This window comes from Acidovorax soli (assembly GCF_014207955.1).
Taxonomy (GTDB): domain Bacteria; phylum Pseudomonadota; class Gammaproteobacteria; order Burkholderiales; family Burkholderiaceae_C; genus Acidovorax; species Acidovorax soli_A.
This window is the reverse complement of the sequence record NZ_JACHLK010000005.1, coordinates 247155-272399: the sequence shown is the minus strand read 5'-3', so window position 1 is coordinate 272399 and position 25245 is coordinate 247155. Positions and strand designations below refer to the sequence as shown.

The 25245-nt window shown below is 69.0% G+C and carries 21 protein-coding genes; 14 read left to right on the top strand and 7 right to left on the bottom strand.

Annotation, left to right across the window (positions count from 1 at the left end; all coding sequences use genetic code 11):
* Positions 1-5 precede the first annotated feature (5 nt).
* The 3 genes from tsaE (at position 6) to HNP48_RS15275 (ending at position 2439) form a co-directional block, all read left to right on the top strand.
* Complete coding sequence (tsaE, locus tag HNP48_RS15285; RefSeq protein ID WP_184858387.1) at positions 6-545, top strand: tRNA (adenosine(37)-N6)-threonylcarbamoyltransferase complex ATPase subunit type 1 TsaE; 540 nt, start codon at positions 6-8, stop codon at positions 543-545.
* 4 nt (positions 546-549) lie between these two features.
* The gene (locus tag HNP48_RS15280; protein ID WP_184858377.1) at positions 550-2007 is read left to right on the top strand and encodes an N-acetylmuramoyl-L-alanine amidase; all 1458 of its coding nucleotides are present in this window, start codon (positions 550-552) and stop codon (positions 2005-2007) included.
* Between the two features lie 99 nt (positions 2008-2106).
* A complete protein-coding gene (locus HNP48_RS15275; protein ID WP_184858375.1) occupies positions 2107-2439 on the top strand; it encodes a cupin domain-containing protein in 333 nt (110 codons plus the stop codon).
* 132 nt (positions 2440-2571) lie between these two features.
* Here the strand turns inward: HNP48_RS15275 and HNP48_RS15270 are convergent, their stop codons facing one another.
* Positions 2572-4158 (bottom strand): methyl-accepting chemotaxis protein, encoded by a 1587-nt coding sequence (locus HNP48_RS15270; RefSeq protein WP_184858373.1) that lies wholly within the window; start codon positions 4156-4158, stop codon positions 2572-2574.
* A gap of 294 nt (positions 4159-4452) precedes the next feature.
* Between HNP48_RS15270 and HNP48_RS15265 the strand changes: the two genes are divergently transcribed.
* The gene (locus tag HNP48_RS15265; protein ID WP_007856567.1) at positions 4453-4695 is read left to right on the top strand and encodes a glycine zipper 2TM domain-containing protein; all 243 of its coding nucleotides are present in this window, start codon (positions 4453-4455) and stop codon (positions 4693-4695) included.
* A 75-nt stretch (positions 4696-4770) separates the two neighbouring features.
* Here the strand turns inward: HNP48_RS15265 and HNP48_RS15260 are convergent, their stop codons facing one another.
* Positions 4771-5421, bottom strand: coding sequence for a DedA family protein (locus HNP48_RS15260; RefSeq protein ID WP_184858371.1), 651 nt, complete (start codon positions 5419-5421; stop codon positions 4771-4773).
* A gap of 92 nt (positions 5422-5513) precedes the next feature.
* Here HNP48_RS15260 and mutL point away from each other — a divergent pair, with 92 nt between their 5' ends.
* Complete coding sequence (gene mutL / locus HNP48_RS15255) at positions 5514-7523, top strand: DNA mismatch repair endonuclease MutL (RefSeq protein WP_184858369.1); 2010 nt, start codon at positions 5514-5516, stop codon at positions 7521-7523.
* 70 nt (positions 7524-7593) lie between these two features.
* Positions 7594-8283, top strand: coding sequence for a hypothetical protein (locus HNP48_RS15250; protein WP_184858367.1), 690 nt, complete (start codon positions 7594-7596; stop codon positions 8281-8283).
* 64 nt (positions 8284-8347) lie between these two features.
* Here the strand turns inward: HNP48_RS15250 and HNP48_RS15245 are convergent, their stop codons facing one another.
* Positions 8348-9517 (bottom strand): glycerophosphodiester phosphodiesterase, encoded by a 1170-nt coding sequence (locus HNP48_RS15245; RefSeq protein ID WP_184858365.1) that lies wholly within the window; start codon positions 9515-9517, stop codon positions 8348-8350.
* Positions 9518-9773: 256 nt separating this feature from the next.
* Here HNP48_RS15245 and gdhA point away from each other — a divergent pair, with 256 nt between their 5' ends.
* Together gdhA and HNP48_RS15235 are read left to right on the top strand one after the other, a co-directional pair.
* Entirely contained in the window at positions 9774-11117 is a 1344-nt protein-coding gene (gene gdhA / locus HNP48_RS15240) for an NADP-specific glutamate dehydrogenase (protein WP_184858363.1), read from the top strand.
* Between the two features lie 139 nt (positions 11118-11256).
* Positions 11257-12168 carry an alpha/beta hydrolase gene (locus HNP48_RS15235; protein ID WP_184858361.1) on the top strand — a complete coding sequence of 304 codons (912 nt, stop codon included), beginning with the start codon at positions 11257-11259 and terminating at the stop codon, positions 12166-12168.
* On the opposite strand, the gene HNP48_RS15230 is transcribed toward HNP48_RS15235, so the two are convergent.
* A complete protein-coding gene (locus tag HNP48_RS15230; protein WP_184858359.1) occupies positions 12128-13492 on the bottom strand; it encodes a serine hydrolase in 1365 nt (454 codons plus the stop codon). The two genes, HNP48_RS15235 and HNP48_RS15230, sit on opposite strands and share 41 nt — an antisense overlap.
* A gap of 153 nt (positions 13493-13645) precedes the next feature.
* Here HNP48_RS15230 and HNP48_RS15225 point away from each other — a divergent pair, with 153 nt between their 5' ends.
* From HNP48_RS15225 to HNP48_RS15200, 6 genes are read left to right on the top strand one after another with little or no spacing between them, the layout of a single operon-like run.
* Positions 13646-14887, top strand: coding sequence for a multidrug effflux MFS transporter (locus HNP48_RS15225; RefSeq protein ID WP_184858357.1), 1242 nt, complete (start codon positions 13646-13648; stop codon positions 14885-14887).
* Positions 14874-15845: a tRNA (adenosine(37)-N6)-dimethylallyltransferase MiaA gene (gene miaA, locus HNP48_RS15220; RefSeq protein WP_184858355.1), complete on the top strand. Its 972-nt coding sequence runs from the start codon at positions 14874-14876 to the stop codon at positions 15843-15845. Before HNP48_RS15225 ends, miaA begins: the two co-directional genes overlap by 14 nt.
* Entirely contained in the window at positions 15842-16498 is a 657-nt protein-coding gene (locus HNP48_RS15215) for an ABC transporter ATP-binding protein (protein WP_184858353.1), read from the top strand. Before miaA ends, HNP48_RS15215 begins: the two co-directional genes overlap by 4 nt.
* A gap of 15 nt (positions 16499-16513) precedes the next feature.
* A complete protein-coding gene (locus tag HNP48_RS15210) occupies positions 16514-19105 on the top strand; it encodes an FtsX-like permease family protein (RefSeq protein ID WP_184858350.1) in 2592 nt (863 codons plus the stop codon).
* Between the two features lie 41 nt (positions 19106-19146).
* Positions 19147-20235, top strand: coding sequence for a PLP-dependent cysteine synthase family protein (locus tag HNP48_RS15205; RefSeq protein WP_184858348.1), 1089 nt, complete (start codon positions 19147-19149; stop codon positions 20233-20235).
* Between the two features lie 10 nt (positions 20236-20245).
* Positions 20246-21346, top strand: a complete 1101-nt coding sequence (locus tag HNP48_RS15200; RefSeq protein WP_184858346.1) for a lipocalin-like domain-containing protein — start codon at positions 20246-20248, stop codon at positions 21344-21346.
* Between the two features lie 705 nt (positions 21347-22051).
* On the opposite strand, the gene HNP48_RS15195 is transcribed toward HNP48_RS15200, so the two are convergent.
* The 3 genes from HNP48_RS15195 to HNP48_RS15185 all read right to left on the bottom strand — a co-directional run bounded on the left by HNP48_RS15195 (position 22052) and on the right by HNP48_RS15185 (position 25213).
* Positions 22052-23050: a branched-chain amino acid ABC transporter permease gene (locus tag HNP48_RS15195; RefSeq protein WP_184858344.1), complete on the bottom strand. Its 999-nt coding sequence runs from the start codon at positions 23048-23050 to the stop codon at positions 22052-22054.
* A 15-nt stretch (positions 23051-23065) separates the two neighbouring features.
* Positions 23066-23950: a branched-chain amino acid ABC transporter permease gene (locus HNP48_RS15190; protein ID WP_184858342.1), complete on the bottom strand. Its 885-nt coding sequence runs from the start codon at positions 23948-23950 to the stop codon at positions 23066-23068.
* 66 nt (positions 23951-24016) lie between these two features.
* Complete coding sequence (locus HNP48_RS15185; protein ID WP_184858340.1) at positions 24017-25213, bottom strand: ABC transporter substrate-binding protein; 1197 nt, start codon at positions 25211-25213, stop codon at positions 24017-24019.
* Positions 25214-25245: the final 32 nt, after the last annotated feature.

Sequence of the window (25245 nt, the reverse complement as noted above, 5' to 3'; positions counted from 1 at the left end):
ACGAGTTGACTGTTGCACCACATACCGGCCAGATTGTAGAAAGCCCCGCAGCACCGGCGGCGGTTCCCGCTGCACGCACCTGGCACTGGCACGGCGAGGACGACACCGCCGCCTTTGCGCAGCGGCTGGCCGCCCAGCCACCGCTGCTGGCCCATGCCTTCATCACCCTGCATGGCGACCTGGGCGCGGGCAAGACCACGCTGGTGCGCCACCTGCTGCGTGCCCTGGGTGTGCAGGGCCGCATCAAGAGCCCCACCTATGCCGTGGTGGAGCCCCACGAAGCCCCAGGCCTGGCGCCGCATGCCAGCACCGTCTGGCACTTCGACTTCTACCGCTTCGACGATCCGCGCGAATGGGAAGACGCCGGATTCAGGGACATTTTTGCCAACCCGGGCCTCAAGGTGGCAGAATGGCCGGAAAAGGCCGCAGCGCTGACCCCGCCTGCCGACCTTGCTATACACATTGAAGCAATTGACGACACCGAAAGGCAAGTGACCGTGCACGCCCCTACTGCCGCCGGCCAGCGGCTGCTGCAAGGACTCTGAACGAATGAAGCTGCCCCCCCGCCCGGCAACACGCCAGCCCTCCCGCCGCACGCTGCTGCAGACGGGCAGTTTGGTGCTTTTGCTGGGCATGCAGGAAATCGCCCGCGGCGCCACCATCCTGGCCGTGCGCGTCTGGCCCGCCCCCGAATACACGCGTGTGACCATCGAGTCCGACGGCAAGCTGGTCGCCAAGCAGTTCTTCGTGACCACGCCGCCACGCCTGGCCGTGGACATCGAGGGCATCGACCTGAGCCCCGAGCTGCGCGAGCTGGTGGCCAAGGTCAAGCCCGACGACCCGAACATCGCGGGCATCCGCGTCGGGCAGAACGCCCCCAACGTGGTGCGCCTGGTGGTGGACCTCAAGCAGGCCGCCCTGCCCCAGGTATTCACCCTGCCCCCCGTGGCCGCCTACCAGCACCGCCTGGTGTTCGATCTGTACCCGGCCGCGCCCGTGGACCCGCTGGAGGCCCTGATCGCCGAGCGCCTGCGCGAGACCTCGGGCGGCCGCAGCAGCGCTGCACCGGCGGTGGCGGCCGCGCCGGCACGCCCTCCCGTGCCCGCGCCCGCACCGCCTTCGGCCGAGAGCGACCCCCTGGGCGACCTGATCGCCCAGCACGCCAACCGCCCGCCCCCCCAGGCGCCGCTGGCGCCACCCGACCCGGTCCCTGCGCCGCCCGCGGTGGCGGTGGCACCGCCGGCCCGGGGCGGCGGCAACAACAAGGCCACGGCCACGCAGACCGACCGCATCATCATCGTGGCGCTGGACCCCGGCCATGGCGGCGAAGACCCCGGTGCCATCGGCCCCGGCGGCACGCGCGAGAAGGACGTGGTGCTGCGAGTGGCCCACCTGCTGCGCGACCGCATCAACGCCACCACCGTGGGCGGCAACCCCATGCGCGCCTTTCTCACGCGCGACGGCGACTTCTTCGTGCCCCTGGGCACGCGCGTGGAGAAAGCCCGCCGCGTGCAGGCCGACCTGTTCGTGAGCATCCATGCCGATGCCTTCACCACCCCGGCGGCGCGCGGCGCCAGCGTGTTCGCGCTGAGCCAGAGCGGCGCATCGAGCACGGCCGCGCGCTGGCTGGCCAACAAGGAGAACCAGGCCGACCTGGTGGGCGGCCTCAATGTGCAGAGCCAGGACCGCCATGTGCAGCGCATGCTGCTGGACATGAGCACCACGGCGCAGATCAATGACAGCCTCAAGCTGGGCAGCGTGCTGCTGGGCGAGATCGGCAACATGGCCAAGCTGCACAAGCCGCGCGTGGAGCAGGCCGGTTTTGCCGTGCTCAAGGCGCCCGACATTCCGAGCGTGCTGGTCGAGACCGCCTTCATCAGCAACCCCGAGGAAGAGGCCAAGCTGCGCAGCCCCGCCTACCAGGTGCAACTGGCCGATGCGCTGATGCGCGGCATCACGCGCTACTTCGCCAGGAACCCGCCGCTGGCACGCAGCCGCTCGGTGTAGGCCATCGCCGCCTTGGGGTGGGCACGGCTTGCTTCAAGCCGCCTTCGCAGGCACAGTGGGAGCCATCGCAGCCCCACGACAACGGTGAAGGAGAAGAGCATGGCACTGCCCCACGCACAATCCGGAGAAGTGGCCAGCGTGCGCCCCCTGGGCGCGCAATTGGCCCAGGCCACCACTTCGGCCATCCTCAAGGCCGGCCAATTGGAGGTGATGCGCGTGGTGCTGCCCACCGGCAAGTCCATGCGCGAGCACCAGACCCCGGGCGAAGCCACCGTGCAGTGCCTGGAAGGCGCGGTGGAATTCCACGCCGGCGATTCCGTTCAGCTGCTCCAGCCCGGTGACTTCGTGCACCTGGCGCCACGCTCGCCGCACGCGCTCAAGGCCATCAAGGATTCGTCGCTGCTGCTGACGATCTGCCTGCTGCCGGGTTAACCACCCGCCATTTTCGTCGCTGCCCTACGGGCTGCACACCGCCAGCAGCCGGCACAACTGGCACGCCCCAGGCCCAACCGCCCCGCCGAAGTGGGGACGGGGATGGTGCAGAAGGCGGCTCAGGGGGTCACCTCACAAACGGAAGACGCTGACGGTCTCGGCCAGGCGCGCCGCCTGGTGCTTGAGGCTGTCGGCCGCGGCAGCGCTCTGCTCCACCAGGGCCGCATTCTGCTGCGTCACCTGGTCGAGCTGGGCCACCGCTTCGCCCACCTGGCCGATGCCCAGGGTCTGCTCGCCCGTGGCGGTGGAGATCTCGCCGATCAGGGCGCTCACGCGCCTGACCTGGGTGACGATGTCTTCCATGCTGGAGCCCGCATCGGCCACCAGGCGCGTGCCGTTGTCCACGCGCTCGGCACTGGCACCGATCAGACCCTTGATTTCCTTGGCGGCCTCGGCACTGCGCTGGGCCAGGCTGCGCACCTCGCTGGCCACCACGGCAAAGCCCCGGCCCTGCTCGCCCGCACGCGCGGCCTCGACCGCGGCATTGAGCGCCAGGATGTTGGTCTGGAAGGCGATGCCGTCGATCACCGCGATGATGTCCGTGATCTTCTTCGACGCGGCCGAGATGTCCTGCATGGTGGCCACCACCTGGCCCACCACCTCGCCGCCGCGTTCAGCCGCCTGCGATGCGGTGCCGGCCAGCTCGGCCGCCTTGCGCGCGGTGTCGGCGTTGTTCTTCACGGTGCTGGTGATCTCCTCCATGGAGGCGGCCGTCTCCTCCAGGTTGCTGGCCTGCTCCTCGGTGCGCTGGCTCAGGTCCGCATTGCCCATGGCAATTTCGCTGGAGCCCGTGGCGATGGAATCGCTGCTCTGGCGCACGGAGCCCACGATGCGCACCAGCGAGGTCTGCATGTGCTGCATGGCCTGCATCATCTCGGCCACCTCGCCACGTCCCTGCACAGCGATGTGCTGCGACAGATCGCCCTCGCCGATGCTGCGCGCCACCACGGCCACCCCGTGCAGCGAAGCACGGATGCGCTGCACCACCACCCAGGACAGCAGCATCAGCAGCGCCAGGCCGGCCACACCCGCCACCAGCACCATGGTGCGGTAGGAGCGGATCAGCCCCGCCGCCTCGGCCGCCTGGTCGGCCGAGCGCTTGACCTGGTAGGCCACCATCTTGTCGGCCACGGCGTTGTACTGGTTGACCACCGGGACAAAGGTGGACAGGGCAAACGACTTGGCGGCCGCCATGTCGCCCCCCTTCTTCAGCGCCAGGGCCTTGTCGCGCGTCTCCAGGTAGGGCTTGCGCACCGCGGCCAGTTCCTCCTGGATGCGCAGCCCCTCGGGGCTGGTTTCCAGTTCGGTGTAGCGCTTTTGCACCGTCGACGTGTCGGCCGTGGTCGCGGCGATCAGGTCCTTGAAGAAGTTCTGCAGGTCGTCGCCGTCGGACTGCACGACCGAGAACACGCGCGTGGAGTTGACCGCGATGTTGCTGCGCCAGCGCAGCGCCAGCTGCAAGCGCTCCACCTGCTCGTTGGCCAGGTGCTCCACCGTGGCGCCCAGGTGCTGCACACGCACCAGGCTGAGCGCCAGCACCACGACCAGCACAGCCGCCGCCAACGCCACGACCAGGCCGATCTGCTGGGCCACGGTGAGCCGGCCGCCCCCCGTGCCGTTGGTGCTGTTGCCGGGGGATGGAAGTGCGAGTTGGCTCATGGTGTCTCCTTGTTTGTTATGGCCGCAGTGCGGCAGCGGGCCCGCGGCCCGAAGTGAACGCCGCATGATCCCTCGCCCTGCACCGCTTGGCAATCAAAACGCGCCTGGCGTGCGCCCCGCGCAACGCTGGTGGGGGACAGGGCGCCCGGCCAGGGTCCTACAGCCGCTGCCCCCGGGTACCTACACCACAAAAACGGCTGCCGCGGGACAGTAGAGGCACAGGTCGAAACCCTGTTGCCCCCTGGGCTCCAGCACTTCAAGGCCTGATTCCACCCACCGCAAAGGACTCCTGCCATGACTACCACCCTTCGAACCCTGCTCGTCGCCGCATCCGCCACTGCCGCCCTGGCCATGGGCGGTTGCGCCTCCAACCCCACCAACGCACAGGTCGGTACCGGCGTCGGCGCCGTGGTCGGCGGTGCTGCCGGCAATGCCATCTTCGGCGGCCCCGTGGGCACCATCGGTGGCGCCGCCGCCGGCGCCCTGGTGGGCCACGAAATCGGCGAGGACCGCGACCAACGCCGCTATCGCCGTTGAGCCACTGGAACCCCGCCATGAAAAAAGCGCCGCCATCTCGCGATGGCCGGCGCTTTGCCGTTCAGGCTGCGGGCATCAAGCCATGGCCTTGGCCTTGCGGCCGGCACGCCAGGCGCCAAAGATGGCAATGAGTCCGGGGATGAAGATCATGGCCCAGATGATCTTGTCCAGGTTCTCCTTGACCCAGGCGAAATTGCCGAAGAAGTAGCCCGCCGTGGCAATGCCCAGCACCCACAGCAGCGCGCCGCCCACGTTGTAGGCCGTGAACTTGCCGCGCGACATCTCGGCCACGCCCGCCACGAAGGGCGCAAAGGTGCGGATGAAGGGCATGAAACGCGCGATCACGATGGTGATGCCGCCATAGCGCTCGTAGAACTCATGGGCCTGGTTGAAGGCGCGGCGGTTGAACCAGCGCGAATCCTCCCACTGGAAGACCTTGGGCCCGAAATAGCGGCCAATCGAGTAGTTGCACTGGTCCCCGAGGATGGCGGCCACGATCAGCACCGCGCAGGCCAGCGGAAAGTTCATGAGCCCCGCGCCGCACAGCGCGCCCACGATGAAGAGCAGCGAGTCCCCGGGCAGAAAGGGCATGACCACCACGCCGGTCTCGACGAAGACGATGATGAACAGCAGCGCATAGACCCAGGGCCCGTAGTTCTGCACGAACATCTCGAGGTACTTGTCCACGTGCAGGATGAAGTCGATCAGGAAGGTGATGAGTTCCATGGGTCAGGGCGGTTGAAAGCAGCGCGCATTATCCCCATGGGCATTTGCCCGCCCGGCCAATCCCCCACGCGCGGGCGACCTAAAATGGTCTGGTGAGCTCCATCCCCCTTCCCACCTCCACCACCGACACCCCGGCCCGCCGCCCCATCCGCGACCTGCCCGATGAGCTGATCAGCCAGATCGCGGCCGGCGAAGTGGTCGAGCGCCCCGCCTCGGTGGTGCGCGAACTGGTGGACAACGCCCTCGATGCCGGCGCCAGCCAGATCACCGTGCGCCTGTCGGCCGGTGGGGTGCGCCTGATCACGGTGGAGGACGACGGCGGCGGCATCCCGCAGGACGAGTTGCCCGTGGCCCTGCGCCGCCATGCCACGAGCAAGATCACCAACCTCACGGACCTGGAGACCGTGGCCACCATGGGCTTTCGCGGCGAGGCCCTGGCTGCGGTGGCCTCGGTGTCCGAGATGTCGCTGCTCTCGCGCCCGGCCAGCCAGACCACGGCCTTTCTGCTCGACGCACGCAGCGGCGAGCTGCGCCCCGCGGCACGCGCCACGGGCACCACGGTGGAGGTCAAGGAACTGTTCTTCTCCACCCCGGCGCGGCGCAAGTTCCTGAAAACCGACGCCACCGAACTCGCACACTGCATCGAGTCCGTGCGCCGCCATGCGCTGGCGCGGCCCGACGTGGGCTTTGCCATCTGGCACGAGGGCAAGCTGGTGGAGCAGTGGCGCGCCACCTTCGTGCCCGGCCAGGGCGATGCGCAGGACGCGCTGGCGCGCCGCCTGTCCGACGTGCTGGGCGAGGATTTCGTCACCGAATCGGTCCCCGTGCACCACCGCGCAGGCCCCGTCACCGTGACTGGCCGCGCCGGCCTGCCCGACGCCGCGCGCTCGCGCGCCGACCACCAGTACTGCTATGTCAACGGCCGCTTCGTGCGCGACAAGGTGCTCACGCATGCCGCGCGCAGCGCCTATGAAGATGTGCTGCACGGCCACAAGCAGCCCGTGTATGCGCTCTACGTGGAGATCGACCCCGCGCGCGTGGACGTGAACGTGCACCCGACCAAGATCGAGGTGCGCTTTCGCGACAGCCGCGAGGTGCACCAAGCCGTGCGCCATGCGGTGGAGAACGCGCTGGCCGCGCCGCGTGCCGCAGCCTTGGCGGCTGCGGCCCTGGCCGCCGAGACCGCCCCGGCAGCCGCCGAAGCCGCCCCCTTCACGCTGTCCCGGACACCGCTGCCCGACTGGCGTGCCCAGTCGGCCATGCGCTTTGACGAGCCCGTGGGCAACAAGGTCTCGGACCTGCAGGCCCTCTGGGGCACGCCACCTGCCGCCGCACCCGCCCCCGGCACCGGCTTCACCCTCAATGGCACCGTGCCTGCGGCGCCGCAGACCGATGCCGTGGTCGCCGGGCGCCCGGCGCTGCCTGCCAGCAGCCCTGCACCCGCAGTGCCATGGGCCCCGCAGCGGCCGGCGGGCGATGCGCCCCTGCCCGTGGGCCGCGACGGCCAGGAAGCCACCTGGCCCCTGGGCCGCGCCGTGGCGCAACTGCACGGCGTGTACATCCTGGCCGAGAACGCGCAGGGCATGGTCATCGTGGACATGCATGCGGCGCACGAGCGCATCGTCTACGAGCGCCTGAAATCCCAGGTGGACAGCGGCGCGCGCATCGCCAGCCAGCCGCTGCTGATCCCCGCCACCTTCGCGGCCACGCCCGAAGAGGTGGCCACGGCCGAGGCCTCGGTCGAGGTACTGTCCATGCTGGGCCTGGAAGTGGCGCCCTTCTCGCCCAAGACCCTGGCCGTGCGCGCCGTGCCCACCACGCTGGCCCAGGGCGACCCCGTGGAGCTGGCGCGCAGCGTGCTGGCCGAGCTGGCCGCGCACGACGCCACCACGGTGGTGCAGCGCGCGCGCAACGAGATCCTGGGCACCATGGCCTGCCATGGTGCCGTGCGTGCCAACCGCCGCCTCACCATCGACGAGATGAACGCCCTGCTGCGCCAGATGGAGACCACCGACCGCTCCGACCAGTGCAACCATGGCCGCCCCACCTGGCGCCAGCTGTCCATGCGCGAGCTGGACGCGCTGTTCCTGCGCGGGCGCTAGCGAGCGGCCGGGTTCATAGCCAACGGGGCCGGCCGCAAGGGCGTGCTCCTCAGCCAACGACAAGACCACGATGCGCAGCAGCCACCCCCGACTCCCAGGCCCCACCCGCACAGGCCCCCGGCAGGCCCGCTGGTGGAGCACCGCGGCCGCAGCCCTGGCCATCTCACTGCCCGCAGAGGCAGGGCGCCCGCTCAGCGTGGACGATGCCGGCGTCGCCGAGACCGCCGGGGGCCAGCTGGAAGCCTGGTGGGAAGGCACCCGGGGTGCCAGGGGCAGCGCCTACCTGGCGCCGGCCTATGCGCCCTGGCAGGGCATCGAGCTGGGCGGCGTGCTGGCGCGCGACCGGGACGGCCACGCCACCCTGCACGGCCTGCAGGCCAAGTGGCTGTGGAGCCCGTCCCGGGATGAAGGCTGCAACGCGGCCAGCAGCTTCGGCGCGGTGCACACCCGCCACACGGCCCACAACACCCTGGCGCTGACCCTGATAGGCACCTGCGCCACCCCCTGGGGCGCCCTGCACGCCAACCTGGGCGCCCTGCGCATGCCCGAACGCCACTGGGCCCCCGCCTGGGGCTTTGCCGTCGAACGCACACTCGGCCCCGTCACCGTGCACGCCGAGGCCTTCGGCCAGCGCGGCAGCGCCCCCACCTTCCAGACCGGCGCCCGCTGGGAATGGGCGCCGCAATGGCAAATCGACGGCAGCATTGGCCGGCAAAGCGGCCGCACGCTGCTGAGCGCGGGTATCCGGCGCGGCTTCTGAGAGCCCCCAGGCCAAGAAAAAAGCCCGCACAGGGCGGGCTTGCGGGCTCAGGGCGAAGGCAACATCAGTTGTCGCGCGCCGCCTTGGCTTGGTCGGGGAAGTCGCTGAACAGGCCGTCCACCCCCAGGTTGAAGAACAGCTTGTACTCGGCCTTGGGATCGCCCTTGAAGTCCGAGGCCAGTTGCTTGGGCTCGCTGCGGAAGGTGTAGGGGTGCACGAACAGGCCTTCGGCGTGCGCGTTCTTCACCACGTCGGTCGGGGGCATCATCACGCGGTCGCGGTTGTCGATGATGCCGTCGCCGTTCAGGTCGTCGGGCTTGCCGTCGTTGTTGGCGTCGACCTGCTTGGAGGGGATCAGGTAGGGCTTCCAGGGGCCGATGCCGTCGGCGTAGGTCTTGACTTCCTTGAGGCCGGCCGGGGTCAGCAGGCTGGCGAAGGTGCGGGCATCGCCGGCCACGGCGAAGTCGTAGGGCTTGTCGTAAGGGGCGACCAGCGACATGCTGCCATCGGCCTTCACGTCGTCAGCGTCCACCAGCTGCACCAGGCGCACCTGGGTCTTGCTGCGCAGGTACTTGAGGTTGGCGACCTCGAAGGACTGGATGATGACCGGCGAGTTCTTGGCCGTGTAGCCGTTCTTGGCCAGGATGGACAACAGGCGGTCTTCCAGCGCCAGGTTCAGGCCCACATGGTAGGTGGGGTGCTTGGTCTCGGTGTACACGCCCACGGTGCGACCGGCCTTGGCGCCTTCGGTCTTGGCCAGCTCGATGATTTCTTCGTAGGTCGGGATCAGGAACTTGCCGTTGTTGGACTGGTCGCGGTCGGCCATGGGCTGCACGGCGCGCAGGGTCTTGATCTCGGCCAGCGTGAAGTCGCTGGCGAACCAGCCTTGTTCTTTCACGCCGTCCACAATCTTCTCGGTCTTGCGGCTGGCGAACTCGGGGCGCTGCGCGACGTCGGTGGTGGAGGTGATGTTGGGCTCGTGGCGCGCGATCAGCACACCGTCCTTGGTGGCCACGAGATCGGGCTCGATGAAGTCGGCGCCCAGCTCGATGGCGCGGCGGTAGCTTTCCAGGGTGTGCTCGGGCAGGTAGCCGCTGGCACCACGGTGGCCGACCACCAGGGGCGTCGCGCCATTGAGCGTGGGGTACTTGGAATCGTTGTCGCCACCGCAGGCCGTCAGGGCCAGGGCTGCGAGCACGGCCAGGGGAGCGGCTTTCAAACCGTTGTTGTGCATCGTCTTCTCCTCGTTCATGAATTGGAATCGCCGAACTGTGGGGTCGGCGTGTGACATCTGCATGACGCATCGCAGCACGGGGCCTTGGCACTGCAACACACAGGACCTTTGCATCAAATTGGTGCAATCAAAGCGTCATAATCCCCAAAATTGTGCATTGCCATGCATGATGTCATGTTTTTTTGACATAACCAAGCCACCCGGTCCTTTGCCGGGCATCTCCAACCCTCTCTTTCTGGAAAGACATTTTTCTGACATGAAGCACGAGTCCGCAGGCAGTTTCCTGGCCCAGGTTGCGCAGCGCAACCCCCACCAACCCGAGTTTTTGCAAGCCGTTACAGAAGTCACGGAAAGTCTCTGGCCCTTCATCGCCGAGCACCCGCGCTACGCCGAGCATGGCCTGCTGGAGCGCCTGGTGGAGCCCGAGCGCGTGGTGATGTTCCGCGTCTCCTGGGTGGACGACCATGGCAGCGTGCAGGTGAACCGCGGCTACCGCATCCAGCACAGCATGGCCATCGGCCCCTACAAGGGCGGGCTGCGCTTCCATCCCTCGGTGAACCTGTCGGTGCTCAAGTTCCTGGCCTTCGAGCAGACCTTCAAGAACGCGCTGACCACCCTGCCCATGGGCGGCGGCAAGGGCGGTTCGGACTTCGACCCCAAGGGCAAGAGCCCCGGCGAGGTGATGCGCTTTTGCCAGGCCTTCGTGACCGAGCTGTTCCGCCATGTGGGCGCGGACACGGACGTGCCGGCCGGCGACATCGGTGTGGGCGGGCGCGAGGTGGGCTTCATGGCCGGCATGATGAAAAAGCTCAGCAACCGCGCCGACTGCGTGTTCACGGGCAAGGGCCTGTCCTTCGGCGGCTCGCTGATCCGACCCGAGGCCACGGGCTACGGCACCGTGTACTTCGCGGCCGAAATGCTCAAGCAGAAAGGCCGCAGCTTCGATGGGCTGCGCGTGTCGGTCTCGGGCTCGGGCAACGTCGCGCAGTACGCGGTGGAAAAGGCCATGCAGCTGGGCGCCAAGGTGGTCACGGTGTCCGATTCCAGCGGCACCATCATCGATGAAGAAGGCTTCACGCCCGAGAAGCTGGCCATCCTGATGGATGTGAAGAACCACCACTATGGCCGCGTGGCCGACTACGCGGCGCGCACGGGCGCGCGGTTCGAGGCCGGCGTGCGCCCCTGGCATGTGCCGGTGGACGTGGCCCTGCCCTGCGCCACGCAGAACGAACTCGATGCCGACGATGCGGCCGTGCTGATCCGAAACGGCGTGGTCTGCGTGGCCGAAGGCGCCAACATGCCGTCCACCATCGAAGCCGCCAAGGCCTTCGAGGCGGCGGGCGTGCTGTACGCCCCCGGCAAGGCCAGCAACGCGGGCGGCGTGGCCACCTCGGGCCTGGAGATGAGCCAGAACGCGGCCCGCCTGTCCTGGCCGCGCGAAGAGGTCGACGCGCGCCTGCTGCAGATCATGCAGGGCATCCACGCCGCCTGCCTGCGCTACGGCAAGCGTGCCGACGGCAGCGTGAGCTATGTGGACGGCGCCAATGTGGCAGGCTTCGTGAAGGTGGCCGACGCCATGATCGCCCAAGGCGTGGTGTAACCCAAAACAGCGCTCAAAATCCCGCCAAAAGCGGGAAACAGGTAACAAAAGGCAGGCTTGGCCTCCCTTTTGCGTAACAGGCACGGTGCGTGCATGAAAAAGCAGAACTTTCCGGCCCGCACGCGAGTCTGCTCCACCCATGAAACGCACCGCCCTCCTGCTCTCCCTGGTGCTGGCCCTGGCGGTCAGTGCGGGTTGCTCCACCCTCGATGCCAAGCAGCGCGAATGGATCTTCCAGCCCAGCAACCGCAGCTGGGGCAGCACGGGGATCACCGAGGGCATGCAGGACGTGTGGATCCCCTTCGCGTCGCGCACCACGGCCAAGGCCGAGCGCCTGCACGGGCTGTGGATGCCGGCCGAGCGCGCCGATGCACCGGTGCTGCTCTACCTGCATGGTGCGCGCTGGAACGTGGCCGGCTCCTCGCCGCGGATCCGGCGCATGAATGCACTTGGTTTCTCGGTGCTGGCCGTGGACTACCGCGGCTTCGGCCAGAGCAGCGAAGGCCTGCCCTCGGAAGCCATGGCCGCCGAGGACGCACGCGCCGCCTGGGACTGGCTGGCCGAGCGCCACCCCACGGCCCCGCGTTACATCTTCGGCCACTCGCTGGGGGGCGCCATCGCCATCGACCTGGCGCGCGAGGTCCAGGACGAGAAGGGGGTGATGGTCGAGGGCACCTTCACCAGCATCGCCGAGGTGGTCAGCACCTTCAAGTGGGGCTGGCTGCCGGTGTCGGCCCTGATCACCCAGCGCTTCGAATCGGTGCGCAAGGTGGCCGAGATCGGCTCGCCCCTGCTGGTGGTGCATGGCAGCAGGGACAGCCTGATCCTGCCCGCGCTCGGACGCAAGCTCTACGACGCGGCCCAGGAGCCCAAGCGCTTCGTGCTGGTGGAGGGCGGCTCGCACCACAACACCAACGACGTGGGCATGGAGCTCTACCGCGAGGCCCTGGCCTCGTTGTTTAGGCTCACGCCGCCGGGCTACGAGGGCGACCCCGCGCCCCTCGTGGGCCTCAACGACGCACCGCCTGCGCCAGCGCCGACCACGCCTTGAGCGTGAGCGCCTGCGTGGCGGCCGCGCTGGCCACGGGGTGCGAGGAGAGCTTGACGACCACCATCTCGGCGGCCGGGTTCACATGGACCATCTGCCCGTGGATGCCGGAGGCTTCATAGGCGCCATCGGCGTTGTGCAGCACCCACCACTGGTTGCGGTAGCTGTAGCCAGGCCGCGCGGTCTGGATGCCGCGGAACTGGAACTTGCCGCGGTCGCCGCCCTTGGCGGTGTCGTCGATCACGGCCTTGTCGAAGACCTTCTGGCCATTGAACGTGCCCCCCAGGCGCAGCATTTCGCCAAAGCGCGCCAGGTCGCGCGCCGTGGCATTCAGGCCCGCGCCCTGCAGCGGGGTGCCCACGCTGTCCACCATCACATGGGCGTCTTCCTCCATGCCCAGCTTCTGCCAGATGTTCTCGCCCATGAGCTCGGCCCAGTGCCTGCCCGTGGCACGCGAGACGATCCAGCCCAGCACCTCGGAATGCACGGTGCGGTAGACGAAACCCTCGCCGTGCTCGCCCTCCTTCTTCAGGGTCTTGAGGAAGTCGTAGATGGTGGTCGTCCCCTGGTAGCCCGGCGGGCGCGGCAGCATGCCGCTGGCCCAGCTGTAGCCGAAGATCTCGGTCGTGGGGTCGGTGTAGACCTCGCGGAAGCGCACGGCCCCGGTCATGTCCATGACCTCGCGCACCTTCATGTCGCCCCAGGCTGAATCGGCCAGCTCGGGCACGTACTTCGTGACCAGCGCCGCGGGGTCGATCTTGCCCTCGTGAGCCAACTGCGCGGCCATCAGCCCGGTGAAGGACTTGGTGACCGAGAACAGCAGGTGCGGCGTCCAGGGCTTCATCTGGTTGTCGTAGCGCTCGAACACCACCTTGCCCTTGTGCAGCACCACGATGGCGTCCGTGTAGGTGCGCGTGAGCCACTGGTCCACGGTGATGGGCTGGCCCTTGTCGTCGTCGAACGAGACCGCGCCCAGCGGGCGCGGATCGGCCGGCAGCGCCGATACCGGGGCCGCGCCGCGGCGGATGTTGCGCGTGGGCTGCAGTTCGCGCAGGTGCTGCAGGGCCCAGCGCATCTGCGGGTACTTGTAGGAGTTGCTGAGGTCCACACGCTGGGCGCCTTCGGGCGGGAAGCTGGCCATGTAGCCCAGCTTGTCGAGCGTGACCGATTCGGGCGGCGGCAGGGCCGGCGCCGCGGGCGCCTGCGCCTGCACAGCGGTGGCGAGGAGGCTGCCCAGCGCCAGCGCGAGCACCGCGCGGGCCAGGGGGTTGGATGGGCTCGGTGAGCGAGGGAGGCGGCTGCGGGGGTCGCCTGGGTGGTGGTGCATGCGCTTGTCTCCTGTTGTTGTGGTGGGGGTGCTGGCGCCGCGCAAGGCGCCGCGATGCACTGTAGGGCGGCCCCTGGCGCACCGATGTCGTGCACGCGACCTGAAGCCCCCATCCCCGGGTTTCCCCGCACCTTCTGGTACGCTCAGACAGATATGTCTGCCCCCTTCGCCACCGCGGGCCATCCGGCCACGCCCGTTGCCATTCCTTCGGCCCTGGCCATCCTGGTCCTGGCCCTGCTGCTGAGCATCCAGCCCGTCACCACCGACCTGTACCTGCCGGCCCTGCCGGCGCTCACGCGCAGCCTGGGCTCGTCCGTGTCCGTGGCCCAGCTCACGCTCAGCGGCCTGCTGCTGGCCTTCGGCTGCTCGCAGCTGGTCTGGGGCCCGCTGTCGGACCGCTTCGGCCGCCGCCCCATCCTGCTGGCGGGCCTGTCCATCTACACCGTGGCCTCCATCGGCAGCGCGCTGGCGCCCAACATGTCGCTGCTGATCCTGTGGCGCGTGGCCCAGGGGGCGGCCATGGGCTCGGTGGTGATGTGCGCGCGCGCCATCGTACGCGACCTGTACACCCCGCTCGAAGGCGCGCGCGCCATGTCCAAGGCACTCACCGGCCTGGGCATCGTGGCCTGCGTCTGCGCGCCGCTGGGCGGCCTGCTGGCCGAGTGGCTGGGCTGGCGCGCCTCGCTCTCGGCCCTCACGGTGTATGCCGTGGCCACGCTGACCCTGGTGGCCCTGCGCCTGCCCGAGACCCTGGTGCACCGCAACCCGCGCGCCCTGCAGCCGCGGACCCTGGTGGCCACCTGGCTGCAGGTGCTGCGCACCCCGACCTTCTGGGCCTTTTCGCTGCAGACCACGGCCACCTATGGCGGGCTGTTCAGCTTTCTCGCCTCTTCGTCCTTCGTGTTCATCGATGTGCTGGGCCTGTCGCGCACGCAGTATGGCGGGGCGATGGCGTCGGTCTGTGTGGCCTATTTCGCGGGCACTTTCCTGTGCCGCAGGCTGCTGGCACGCTTCGGCCTCAAGCGCTCCGTGGCCATTGCGGGCGGCCTGAGCCTGGCCGGTGGCACGCTGATGGCCTTGGTCGCCTTCCTGGGCTGGCACCACCCGGTGGCGCTGCTGCTGCCGTTCGCGCTGTTCATGCTGGCCCATGGCGTCCACCAGCCCTGCGGGCAGAGCGGTGCGGTGGGGCCGTTTCCGCAGGCGGCCGGCGTGGCCTCGGCGCTCAATGGCTTCATGATGATGCTGGCGGCCTTCGGCATCGGCGCCTGGCTGGGGCTGCGCCTCGATGGCACGGTGTGGCCGCTGGTCAACGGCATCTGGTTCTGGTCGCTGGTGCTGGCCGTGATCTCCTGGACCCTGGTACAGAAATTCGGAGACCCGGTTGAGCGCGCCTGAAGCCCCCACGGCCATCGCCCTGGCCGGCCCCACCGCCTCGGGCAAGACCGCGGGCGCCCTGGCGCTGGCCGCCGTGCTGGCGCCGCGCATGCCGGTGGAGATCATCAGCGTGGACTCGGCCCTGGTCTACCGCGGCATGGACATCGGCACCGCCAAGCCCAGCCCGGACGAGCTGGCCGCCGTGCCGCACCACCTGATCGACATCCGCGACCCGCTGCAGGCCTACAGCGCGGCCGAGTTCGTGCAGGACGCCACGCGCCTCATCGCCGAGGTCCGCGCGCGCGGCGCACTGCCGCTGCTGGTGGGCGGCACCATGCTGTACTTCAAGGCGCTGTTCGATGGCATCGACGACATGCCCGCGGCCGACCCGGCCGTGCGCGAGCGCATCGAGGCCCAGGCCGCCGAACAGGGCTGGCCCGCGCTGCATGCCGAGCTGGCGCGCGTGGACCCGGCCACCGCGGCGCGCCTGGCACCGGCCGACAGCCAGCGCATCCAGCGCGCGCTGGAGGTCTGGCATGTCTCGGGCCGGCCGCTGTCGAGCTTCCACCAGGCCAAGGACCGTGCGCCCAGTGCAGCGGCAGCCAGCACCGCCCTGTTCAGCCTGGAGCCCGATGACCGCGCCTGGCTGCATGCACGCATCGCCCAGCGCTTCGACGCCATGCTGGCGGCCGGCTTCCTCGATGAGGTGAAGGCCCTGCACGCACGCGGCGACCTGCACCCGGACCTGCCCTCCATGCGCTGCGTGGGCTACCGCCAGGCCTGGGAAAGCCTGTACGGCCATTTCCCCCCGGACAGCCTGCGCGAGCGCGGCATCGCCGCCACGCGCCAGCTGGCCAAGCGCCAGATCACCTGGCTGCGCAGCATGCCCGCGCGCCAGGCCATCGCCTGCGACCAGCCCGACGCCACGGCCGCGCTGGTGCGGGCCGTGCTGGCCCGGCTGGATGCCCCGGCGCCATGACGGCCCCTCTCATAGTCCGCGGCCTGGGCAAGCACTATGGCGAGGCCCCGGTGTTCGCCGGCGTCGACTTTGCCGTGCAGCCCGGTGAGTTCGTGGCCATCGTGGGCGACTCGGGCGTGGGCAAGTCCACGCTGCTCAACTGCCTGGCGGGGCTCGATACCTGGGACGCCGGGCGCATCACGCATGGCGACACCGATCTGAGCACGCTGGACGACACGGCGCGCGCCCTGTGGCGGCGTGCGCAGGTGGGCTTCGTGTTCCAGGCCTTCCATGTGCTGCCGCACCTGGACGTGGCGCAGAACGTGGCCCTGCCGCTGATGCTGCTGGGCCAGAGCGATGCGGCGCGCGTGCAGCAGATGCTCGCTGCCGTGGGGCTCGAAGGCCTGGGCGAGCGCCTGCCCCAGCAGCTCAGCGGCGGGCAGCTGCAGCGCGTGGCGATTGCCCGCGCCCTGGTGCACCGCCCGGCCCTGCTGCTGGCCGACGAGCCCACGGGCAACCTGGACCCCAGCACCGCCGCACGCGTGATGGACCTGCTGCTCGCGCAGACGCGCGGGCATGGCGCCTCGCTGGTGCTGGTCACGCACTCGGACACGGCGGCCGCGCGTGCCGACCGGGTGCTGCGGCTGACCAGCGACGGCATCGGCGCGGGCTGACACCGTCTTAGCGCCATGTTCGCCCTGCTGCGCACCTTCTCCTGGCAGGACCTGCGCCACCATCCCTGGCGCAGCCTGGCGGCCATGGTGGCGGTGATGCTGGGCGTGGCGCTGGCCTTTGCGGTGCACGTGATCAATGCCTCGGCGCTGGACGAGTTCTCGCAGGCGGTGCGCGCCGTCAACGGCCAGCCCGACCTGGAGCTGCGCGCCATGCAGGGCCACCTGGACGAAGCCCTGTACGCGCGCCTGGCCACGCACCCGCAAGTAGCGCGCGCCAGCCCGGTGCTGGAGCTGTCGGCCGTGGCGGCGCCGGCCGGTGCCTCGGGCGCCCAGGCCGCGCGCGTGCCGCTGCGCGTGCTCGGGGCCGATGCCCTGCTGCTGCCCGCCGTGGCCCCGGCGCTCATGCCGCGCCCCTGGGCGCAGGCGGACCGGCTGGACCTGTTTGCACCGGCCACCGTGTTCCTGAACCCCTCGGCGCTGCAGGCGCTGGGGCTGTCCACGGCACCGGGCGGCGCCGATGCCCCGTTGCCGCAGATCACGCTGCACACCGGCCAGCAGCGCCTGGCCGTGCGCGTCGCCGGCACGGTGGGCGCGGGCGGCGCACCGCTGGCGGTGATGGACATCGGTGCCGCACAGGACCTGTTCGGCCGCGGCGGGCAGCTGACCCGCATCGACCTGCAGCTGCAGACCGGCACCGACCGCACGGCCTTTGCCCAGGGCCTGCGCGCCCTGCCCGGCTGGCCGGCCCAGGCCCTGCTGGCCGAGCCGGGCGATGCGGCGCAGCGCATCAGCAACCTGTCACGCGCCTACCGTGTCAACCTCACGGTGCTGGCGCTGGTGGCGCTGTTCACGGGGTCCTTCCTGGTGTTCTCGGTGCTGGCGCTCAGCGTGGCGCAGCGCGCGCCGCAATTCGCGCTGCTGGCCGTGCTGGGAGCCACGCCGCGCCAGCGCCTGGCGCTGGTGCTGGCCGAGTCGGCCGTGCTGGGCCTGGTGGGCAGCGTGGCCGGCATTGCGCTGGGCACGGGCCTGGCGGCAGCGGCGCTGCGCCTGCTGGGCGGTGACCTGGGCGGCGGCTATTTTGCGGGCGTGCAGCCAGCACTGCAGTGGAGCGCGCCGGCTGCCGCCATCTATGGTGCCCTGGGCATTGCCGCGGCCCTGGCCGGCGGCTGGTGGCCGGCACGCGCAGCACAGACCCTGCCCCCCGCGCAGACCTTGAAGGGCCTGGGCAGTGCCAGCGCCCGGGCCGAGCGGGGCACCGTAGGCCTGGCCCTGGTGGCCACAGGCGCGGTGCTGTCGTTCGCGCCTCCCGTGGCCGGCATTCCGCTGGCGGCCTATGGCGCCATTGCGCTGCTGCTGGTGGGCGGTATCGCCCTGCTGCCGCGCGGCATGGCGGCGCTGCTGGCGCGGCTGCAACCGCTGGCCGCGCGGCATGCCCTGCCCCTGCTGGCGCTGGAGCGCGCGCGCCGCATGCGCGGCAGCGCGGCGATTGCCGTGGGCGGCGTGGTGGCCAGCCTGAGCCTGGCCGTGGCGCTCACGGTGATGGTGTCGAGCTTTCGCGGCTCGGTCGCGCAATGGCTCGACGGGGTGCTGCCTTCGCCGCTCTACGTGCGCTCGGCCCTGGGCAGCCCGGGCAGCGAGGCAGCGCTGCTGCCCGCCGGTTTTGCCGAGGCCGTGGCGGCTTTGCCGGGCATCGAGCGGGTGCAGCCGCTGCGCGCCAGCCCGCTGCAGCTCGACCCCTCGCGCCCCGCGCTCATGCTCATCAGCCGGCCGCTGGGCGCGGACCCGGCACGCCAGCTGCCCTTGGTGGGTACGGCCCTGCCCGTGCCCGCCGGGAGCCTGGGCATCTACATCAGCGAGGCCGTGGTGGACCTCTATGGCCTGGCGCCCGGCATGCAGTGGGACGGCCTGTCGCGGGCCTTCGGCACCCAGGTAGAGGCGCCGCGCTTCTTCATCGCCGGGGTCTGGCGCGACTATGCGCGCCAATCGGGCGCGGTGGCGCTGGACCGGGCGGACTACCTGCGCCTGACGGGCGATGCACGCACCAGCGACCTGGCGCTGTGGCCGCGCGAGGGCGCCGACCTGGCCGCACTGCAGCAGGCCATACGCGCCCTGGCCGCCACGCAGGGGGCGGGTGAACTGCCGCTGGACTTCGCATCGGCCAGCGCGATCCGCGAGCGCTCGCTGCATATCTTTGACCGCAGCTTTGCCGTGACCTACTGGCTGCAGGCCGTGGCCATCGGCATCGGCCTGTTCGGCGTGGCCGCAAGCTTCAGTGCGCAGGTGCTGGCACGGCGCAAGGAGTTCGGCCTGCTCGCGCACCTGGGCCTCACGCGCCGCCAGATCCTGGCCGTGGTGGCCGCCGAAGGCGCGGCCTGGACGGGGGTGGGCGCGCTCGCCGGCGTGCTGCTGGGGCTGGCCGTGTCGGTGGTGCTGGTGCATGTGGTGAACCCGCAAAGCTTTCACTGGACCATGGACCTGCGCGTCCCGGGGTGGCGCCTGGCGGCACTGTGCGCGGCCGTGGTGGTTTCGGGCACGGTGACGGCTTGGCTGGCGGGCCGTGCCGCCGCAGGGCGCGACGCGGTGATGGCCGTCAAGGAAGACTGGTAAGTCCGCAGGGACGAGCGCAGGCACTGCGAGACAATCGCCCCATGACCGCGGCCCACCAGCAGACCCTTTCTTCGCCCGTGCCGGCCAGCGCCTGGCTGCACGATGCCATCGCGCGCATCGAAGCCGACTACCAGCGCAGCGCCGACACGCACCTGATTCCGCTGCACCTGCCCTCGTACAGGGCCCACGGCATCGACCTGTACCTCAAGGACGAATCCACCCACCCCACGGGCAGCCTGAAGCACCGGCTGGCGCGTTCGCTGTTTTTGTACGCCCTGTGCAATGGCTGGATCCGCGAGGGATCCACCGTGGTCGAGTCGTCGAGCGGCTCCACCGCCGTGAGCGAGGCCTATTTCGCACGCCTGCTAGGCCTGCCCTTCGTGGCCGTGGTGCCGCGCAGCACCTCGGCCGAGAAGATCGCGCAGATCGAATTCCACGGCGGGCGCTGCCACCTGGTGGACAGCGCAGGCCAGGTGTACGCCGAGGCCCGCGCCATTGCCGGGCAGACGGGCGGCCACTACATGGACCAGTTCACGTATGCCGAGCGCGCCACCGACTGGCGTGGCAACAACAATATCGCCGAGAGCATGTTCACGCAGATGGCGCGCGAGCCCCACCCCGTGCCGCGCTGGATCGTGGTGGGTGCGGGCACGGGTGGCACCAGCGCCACCATCGGCCGCTACCTGCGCTACATGCAGCATGCCACCGAGGTCTGCGTGGCGGACCCGGCGGGCTCAGTGTTCAGCGCCTACCACCGCACGGGCGATGCCACGCTGACCGCACCGGGCTCGCGCATCGAGGGCATCGGCCGCCCGCGCGTGGAGCCGAGCTTCATCCGCACGCTGGTGGAGCGCATGGAGGAAGTGGCCGACGTGGAGTCGGTGGCGGCCATGCAGGCCCTGTCGCAGTTGCTCGGGCGGCGCGTGGGCCCATCCACCGGCACCAACTTCGTGGCCATGCTCCGGCTGGCGCGCGGGATGCGCGAGCGCGGCGAGCAGGGCTCCATCCTCTCGCTGCTGTGCGATGCGGGCGAGCGCTATCTGCCCACCTATTTCAACGCGGAATGGGTGGCCGCGCATTTCGGCGACTGCACCGAGGCCCAGCGCCAGGTGCGGGCGCTGATGGACTGAGGTGACGCCCATGCCTTCGCGACGGCAGGCCCTGGTGCTGGCCATGGCCAGTGCCACCACTGCAGGCAGCGCGCTCTGGCCGGGCAGCGCGCACGCCCTGCCTGCACGTGCACTGGCCTTTCCACGCGACCACGGCAGCCACCCGGAGCTGCGCACCGAGTGGTGGTACATCACCGGCCATGCGCAGACAGGCAGCCGTTCATGGGGCTTCCAGGTCACCTTCTTCCGCTCGCGCGTGGATGCCGCGCAGGGCATCCAGTCGGCCTTTGCTGCCAAGCAACTGCTGTTCGCCCATGCCGCCTTGACCGACCTGCAGGGCCGCAAACTGCACCACGACCAGCGCATCGCGCGTGCAGGTTTTGGTGTGGCCCAGGCGAGCGAGGCCGACACGGCCATCCGCCTGCAGGACTGGAGCCTGGTGCGCAGCGATTCGACCTCTGGCCAGGGAGCCCGCTATGCCACGCGCATCCAGGGCGAACACTTCGGCCTGCAACTGCAGTTCGACGCCACCCAGCCCGTGCTGCTGCAGGGCCGCGAGGGCCTCTCACGCAAGGGGCCCGAGAGCACCCAGGCGAGCTACTACTACAGCCAGCCACAGCTGGCTGTGGACGGCACCATCGTGCTCGATGGCAAGCAGATGGCCATCGACCCAGGCAGCGGCCGAGCCTGGATGGACCACGAGTGGAGCGAGGCGCTGATGCACCCCGAGGCGCGGGGGTGGGACTGGATCGGCATGAACCTGCTCGACGGCAGTGCGCTCACGGCGTTTCGGCTGCGGCGTGCGGATGGGTCGGGGTTGTGGGCTGGTGGGTCGTTCCGTGCGCCAGGGCAGGCTGCTGCGCGCATCTTCGATGCCGCAGAGGTGGCTTTTACTCCGGAACGGGAGTGGAGCAGTCCGCACAGTGGGGCACGGTACCCGGTGCAGTGGCGGGTGCAGACGCCGGTGGGGGTGTTCGTGGTGCGCAGTCTGCTGGATGACCAGGAGCTCGATAGCAGTGGGTCGACGGGGGCGATCTACTGGGAGGGGCTGTCGGAGTTGGTGCGGGATGGGAAGGTGGTGGGGAAGGGGTATCTGGAAATGACGGGGTATGCGAAAGCGTTGAAGCTGTAATCGTTGCTCGTTGCTCGTTGCTCGTTGCTCGTTGCTCGTTGCTCGTTGCTCGTTGCTCGTTGCTCGCAGCATGCCTTGGTTGAGGGCGGAGGCCGGGATGTGCGCCCGGCGGCGCAGTAACTTTCTCTTGGGCCGCCAAGAGAAAGTCACCAAAGAGAAGGCGGCCCCGCTGCCCGTGTCCCCCATCGCCCTGTCGGGCGCTGGGGGCAGCCTGCGATGCTCGGTCAGAAGGGGGTGGATACCGACACGGGCCATTGCTTCGCTCGGCCCGATCTGCCTCGCTGCGCTTGGCCTGGGCAGGGCGATCGCTCCAGTTTCGCTGGCAGCGCGCAGCGCGTAACCAACACCCGGCGCAGCTGCGAGAGCAGCAGCCGGGTGGTACCCGCTCCCACCCCTTCTGGCTGCGCCGAGAAGCGCAGGAGCTGGGGTGGGTGCGTGTGCCGAAGGACACATGCACTTCGTCTTCTGGCTCGTCGATGCTGTTTGAGCGGAGTTCACCCGCAGGGGGAACGCAGCGAGTTCATCGACGCCCACCTCAGATCCGAGCATCGCAGGTTGCCCGCAGCGAAGCGGAGGGACGCAGACAGCAGGGCCGCCTTCTCTTTGGTGACTTTCTCTTGGCGGCCCAAGAGAAAGTTACTGCGCCGCCGGGCGCACATCCCGGCCTCCGCCCTCAAAACAGGCATGAGGCAAAAAAGAAGAACCTCAGTGCCGCGATCCAACCGCCCGACGGGCCGCCAGCCAGGCAATGATCTCCCCCATGATCCCGCGCCGGAACGCCAGCACGCAAATCACAAAGATCAGCCCCGTGACCATGGTGACCGACTCACCCAGCGTCTTGAACCACTCGACGCTGGTGAGAGCAGCCAGCAGGTTCCCGAACTCGCCGATCTTGTTCTCCAGCATCACCACCACCGCCGAGCCGATCAACGGACCCGAGAGCGTTCCCAGCCCGCCCACAAGCGTCATCAGGATCACCTGGCCCGATGCGGTCCAATGCACATCGGACAGCGTGGCAAAGCCCAGCACCACGGTCTTGAGCGAACCCGCCAGCCCGGCCAGGGCGGCGGACAGGACGAAGGCCAGCAGTTTGAAGCGGTGCGTGTCGTAGCCCAGCGAGATGGCGCGCGGCTCGTTCTCCTTGATGCCCTTGAGCACCTGTCCGAAGGGCGAATGGATGGTGCGCACGATGAGCAAGAAGGCCGCGACCACGATGACCAGGGCCACGTAGTACATGACCAGGTCGTTCTTGAGGTCGATGGCGCCGAACAGCTTGCCGCGCGGCACGCCCTGCAGGCCGTCTTCGCCGCCGGTGAACTTGGCCTGCAGGCAGGCGAAGAACAGCATTTGCGCCAGGGCCAGCGTGATCATGGAGAAATAGATGCCCTGGCGGCGGATGGCCAGCCAGCCGAACAGCAGGCCCAGCAGCGCGCCGCCGGCCGTGCCCAGCAGCAGGCCCACTTCGGGCGTGAGGCCCCAGACCTTGATGGCATGGCCGGCCACATAGGCCGCGCCGCCCAGGAAGGCCGCGTGCCCGAAGGACAGCAGGCCCGTGAACCCGAGCAGCAGGTTGAAGGCCGCGGCGAACAGTGCGAAGCACATGAGCTTCATCACGAAGACGGGATAGGCCCCGAGGAAGGGTGCGACCAGCAGGCCCAGCAGCAGCAGGCCATAGCCAAAGGGGGCGATGTTCTTGAGATTCATGCGTGCGGCCCCTGCTTACTTTTCCTTGCCGAACAGGCCGGCGGGGCGGATGAGGAGAACGATGACCATGATGACGAACACCACGGTGGACGATGCTTCGGGATAGAACACCTTGGTGAAGCCTTCGATGACGCCCAGGCCCAGCCCGGTGAGGATGGAGCCCATGATGGAGCCCATGCCCCCGATCACCACCACGGCAAACACCACGATGATGAGGTTCTGCCCCATGAGCGGCGTGACCTGGTAGACCGGTGCGGCGAGCACGCCTGCGAAGGCGGCCAACGCTGCACCGAAGGCATAGGTGAGGGTCACCATCACCGGCACGTTGATGCCGAAGGCCTCGACCAGGCGCGGGTTCTCGGTGCCGGCGCGCAGGTAGGCACCGAGCTTGGTCTTCTCGATCACGTACCAGGTGGCCAGGCACACCACCACCGAGGCCACCACCACCCAGGCACGGTAGTTGGGCAGGATCATGAAGCCCAGGTTGGTCGCGCCTTCGAGCAGCTCGGGCGTGTCGTAGCCCAGGCCCGACACGCCGTAGATGGAGCGAAACACCCCTTCGATCAGCAGTGTGAGGCCCAGCGTGAGCAGCAGCCCGTACAGGTGGTCGAGCTTGTAGATCCAGCGCAGCAGCAGGCGCTCGATCACCACCCCGAACACCCCCACCACCAGCGGTGCCAGCACCAGCATCCACCAGTAGTTGATGCCGAGGTAGTTCATGGCCATCCAGGTGATCAGTGCCCCCGTCATGAACAGCGCTCCATGCGCAAAGTTGATGACGTTGAGCAGGCCGAAGATCACGGCCAGCCCCAGGCTGAGGATTGCATAGAAGGATCCGTTGACCAGCCCCAGGAGGAGCTGGCTCAACAGGCCTGGCAATGAGACACCAAAGATTTCCATGGGCGAAGCAGCGGCAGGAGGTGCGAGGGGGTTTGTGGTTCGGTCAGGTCCGTGGACGCGTACTTACTACTTCCAGAGCGGGCACTTGCTCTCGGCCTTGGTGGTGAACACCGTGTCGCCAGGCAGCTTCTTCACGAGCTTGTAGTAGTCCCAGGGCTTGGTGGATTCCGAAGGCTTCTTCACTTCCATGAGGTACATGTCGTGCACGTAACGGCCGTCGGCACGCAGCTGGCCCGAGCCGAAGAAGTCGTTCATCTTCATGCCGCGCCAGGTGGCCATGACCTTGTCGGCATCGATGCTCTTGGCGGCTTCCACGGCCTTGAGGTAGTTCATGGTGGCCGAGTAGTCGGCGGCCTGGATTTCGGTGGGCATGCGCTTGGCCTTCTCGAAGAAGCGGGCCGAGAACTTGCGTGTCTCGTCATTCAGGTCCCAGTACCAGCTGGTGGTGAACTGCAGGCCTTCGGTGTTGCGCAGGCCCAGGCTGTGCACGTCGCTGATGAAGATCAGCAGGCCGGCGAGCTTCATGCTCTTGCCGATGCCGAACTCCTTGGCCGCCTTGATGGAGTTGATGGTGTCGCCACCGGCGTTGGCCAGGCCCAGGATCTGGGCCTTGGAGTTCTGTGCCTGCAGCAGGAAGGACGAGAAGTCCGAGGCATTGAGCGGGTGGCGCACGGCGCCGACCACGTTGCCGCCCTTGGCCTTGACCACGGTGGTGGTGTCGGCTTCGAGCGCATGGCCGAAGGCATAGTCGGCGGTCAGGAAGTACCAGCTCTTGCCACCGGTATCGACGATGGCCGAGCCCGTGCCCTTGGCCAGGGCCACGGTGTCATAGGCATAGTGCACGGTGTAGGGCGAGCACTGCTCATTGGTCAGCGCCGAGCTGGCGGCACCGTTGTTGATGTACACGCGCTTCTTCTCGGAGGCCACCTTGGCCGTGGCCAGGGCCGTGCCCGAGTTGGTGCCACCGAAGATCATGGTCAGGCCCTGGGTGTCGATCCACTCGCGCGCCTTGGAGGCGGCGATGTCGGCCTTGTTCTGGTGGTCGGCGCTCAGCAGCTCGATGGGCATGCCCAGCACCTTGCCGCCGAAGTCGTCGATGGCCATCTGGATGGCCAGCGCACCGTTCTTGCCCTCCACGTCGGCGTACAGGCTGGACATGTCGGTGATGAAACCGATCTTGACCTTGTCCTGCGCGTGTGCGGCCGAGGTCGCAAGACCTGCGGCGCCGAGCATCAGGGCCAGCACTTTGAGTTGGTTCTTCATGGTTTGTCTCCTGTAGGTGTGGTGGGGGTGAA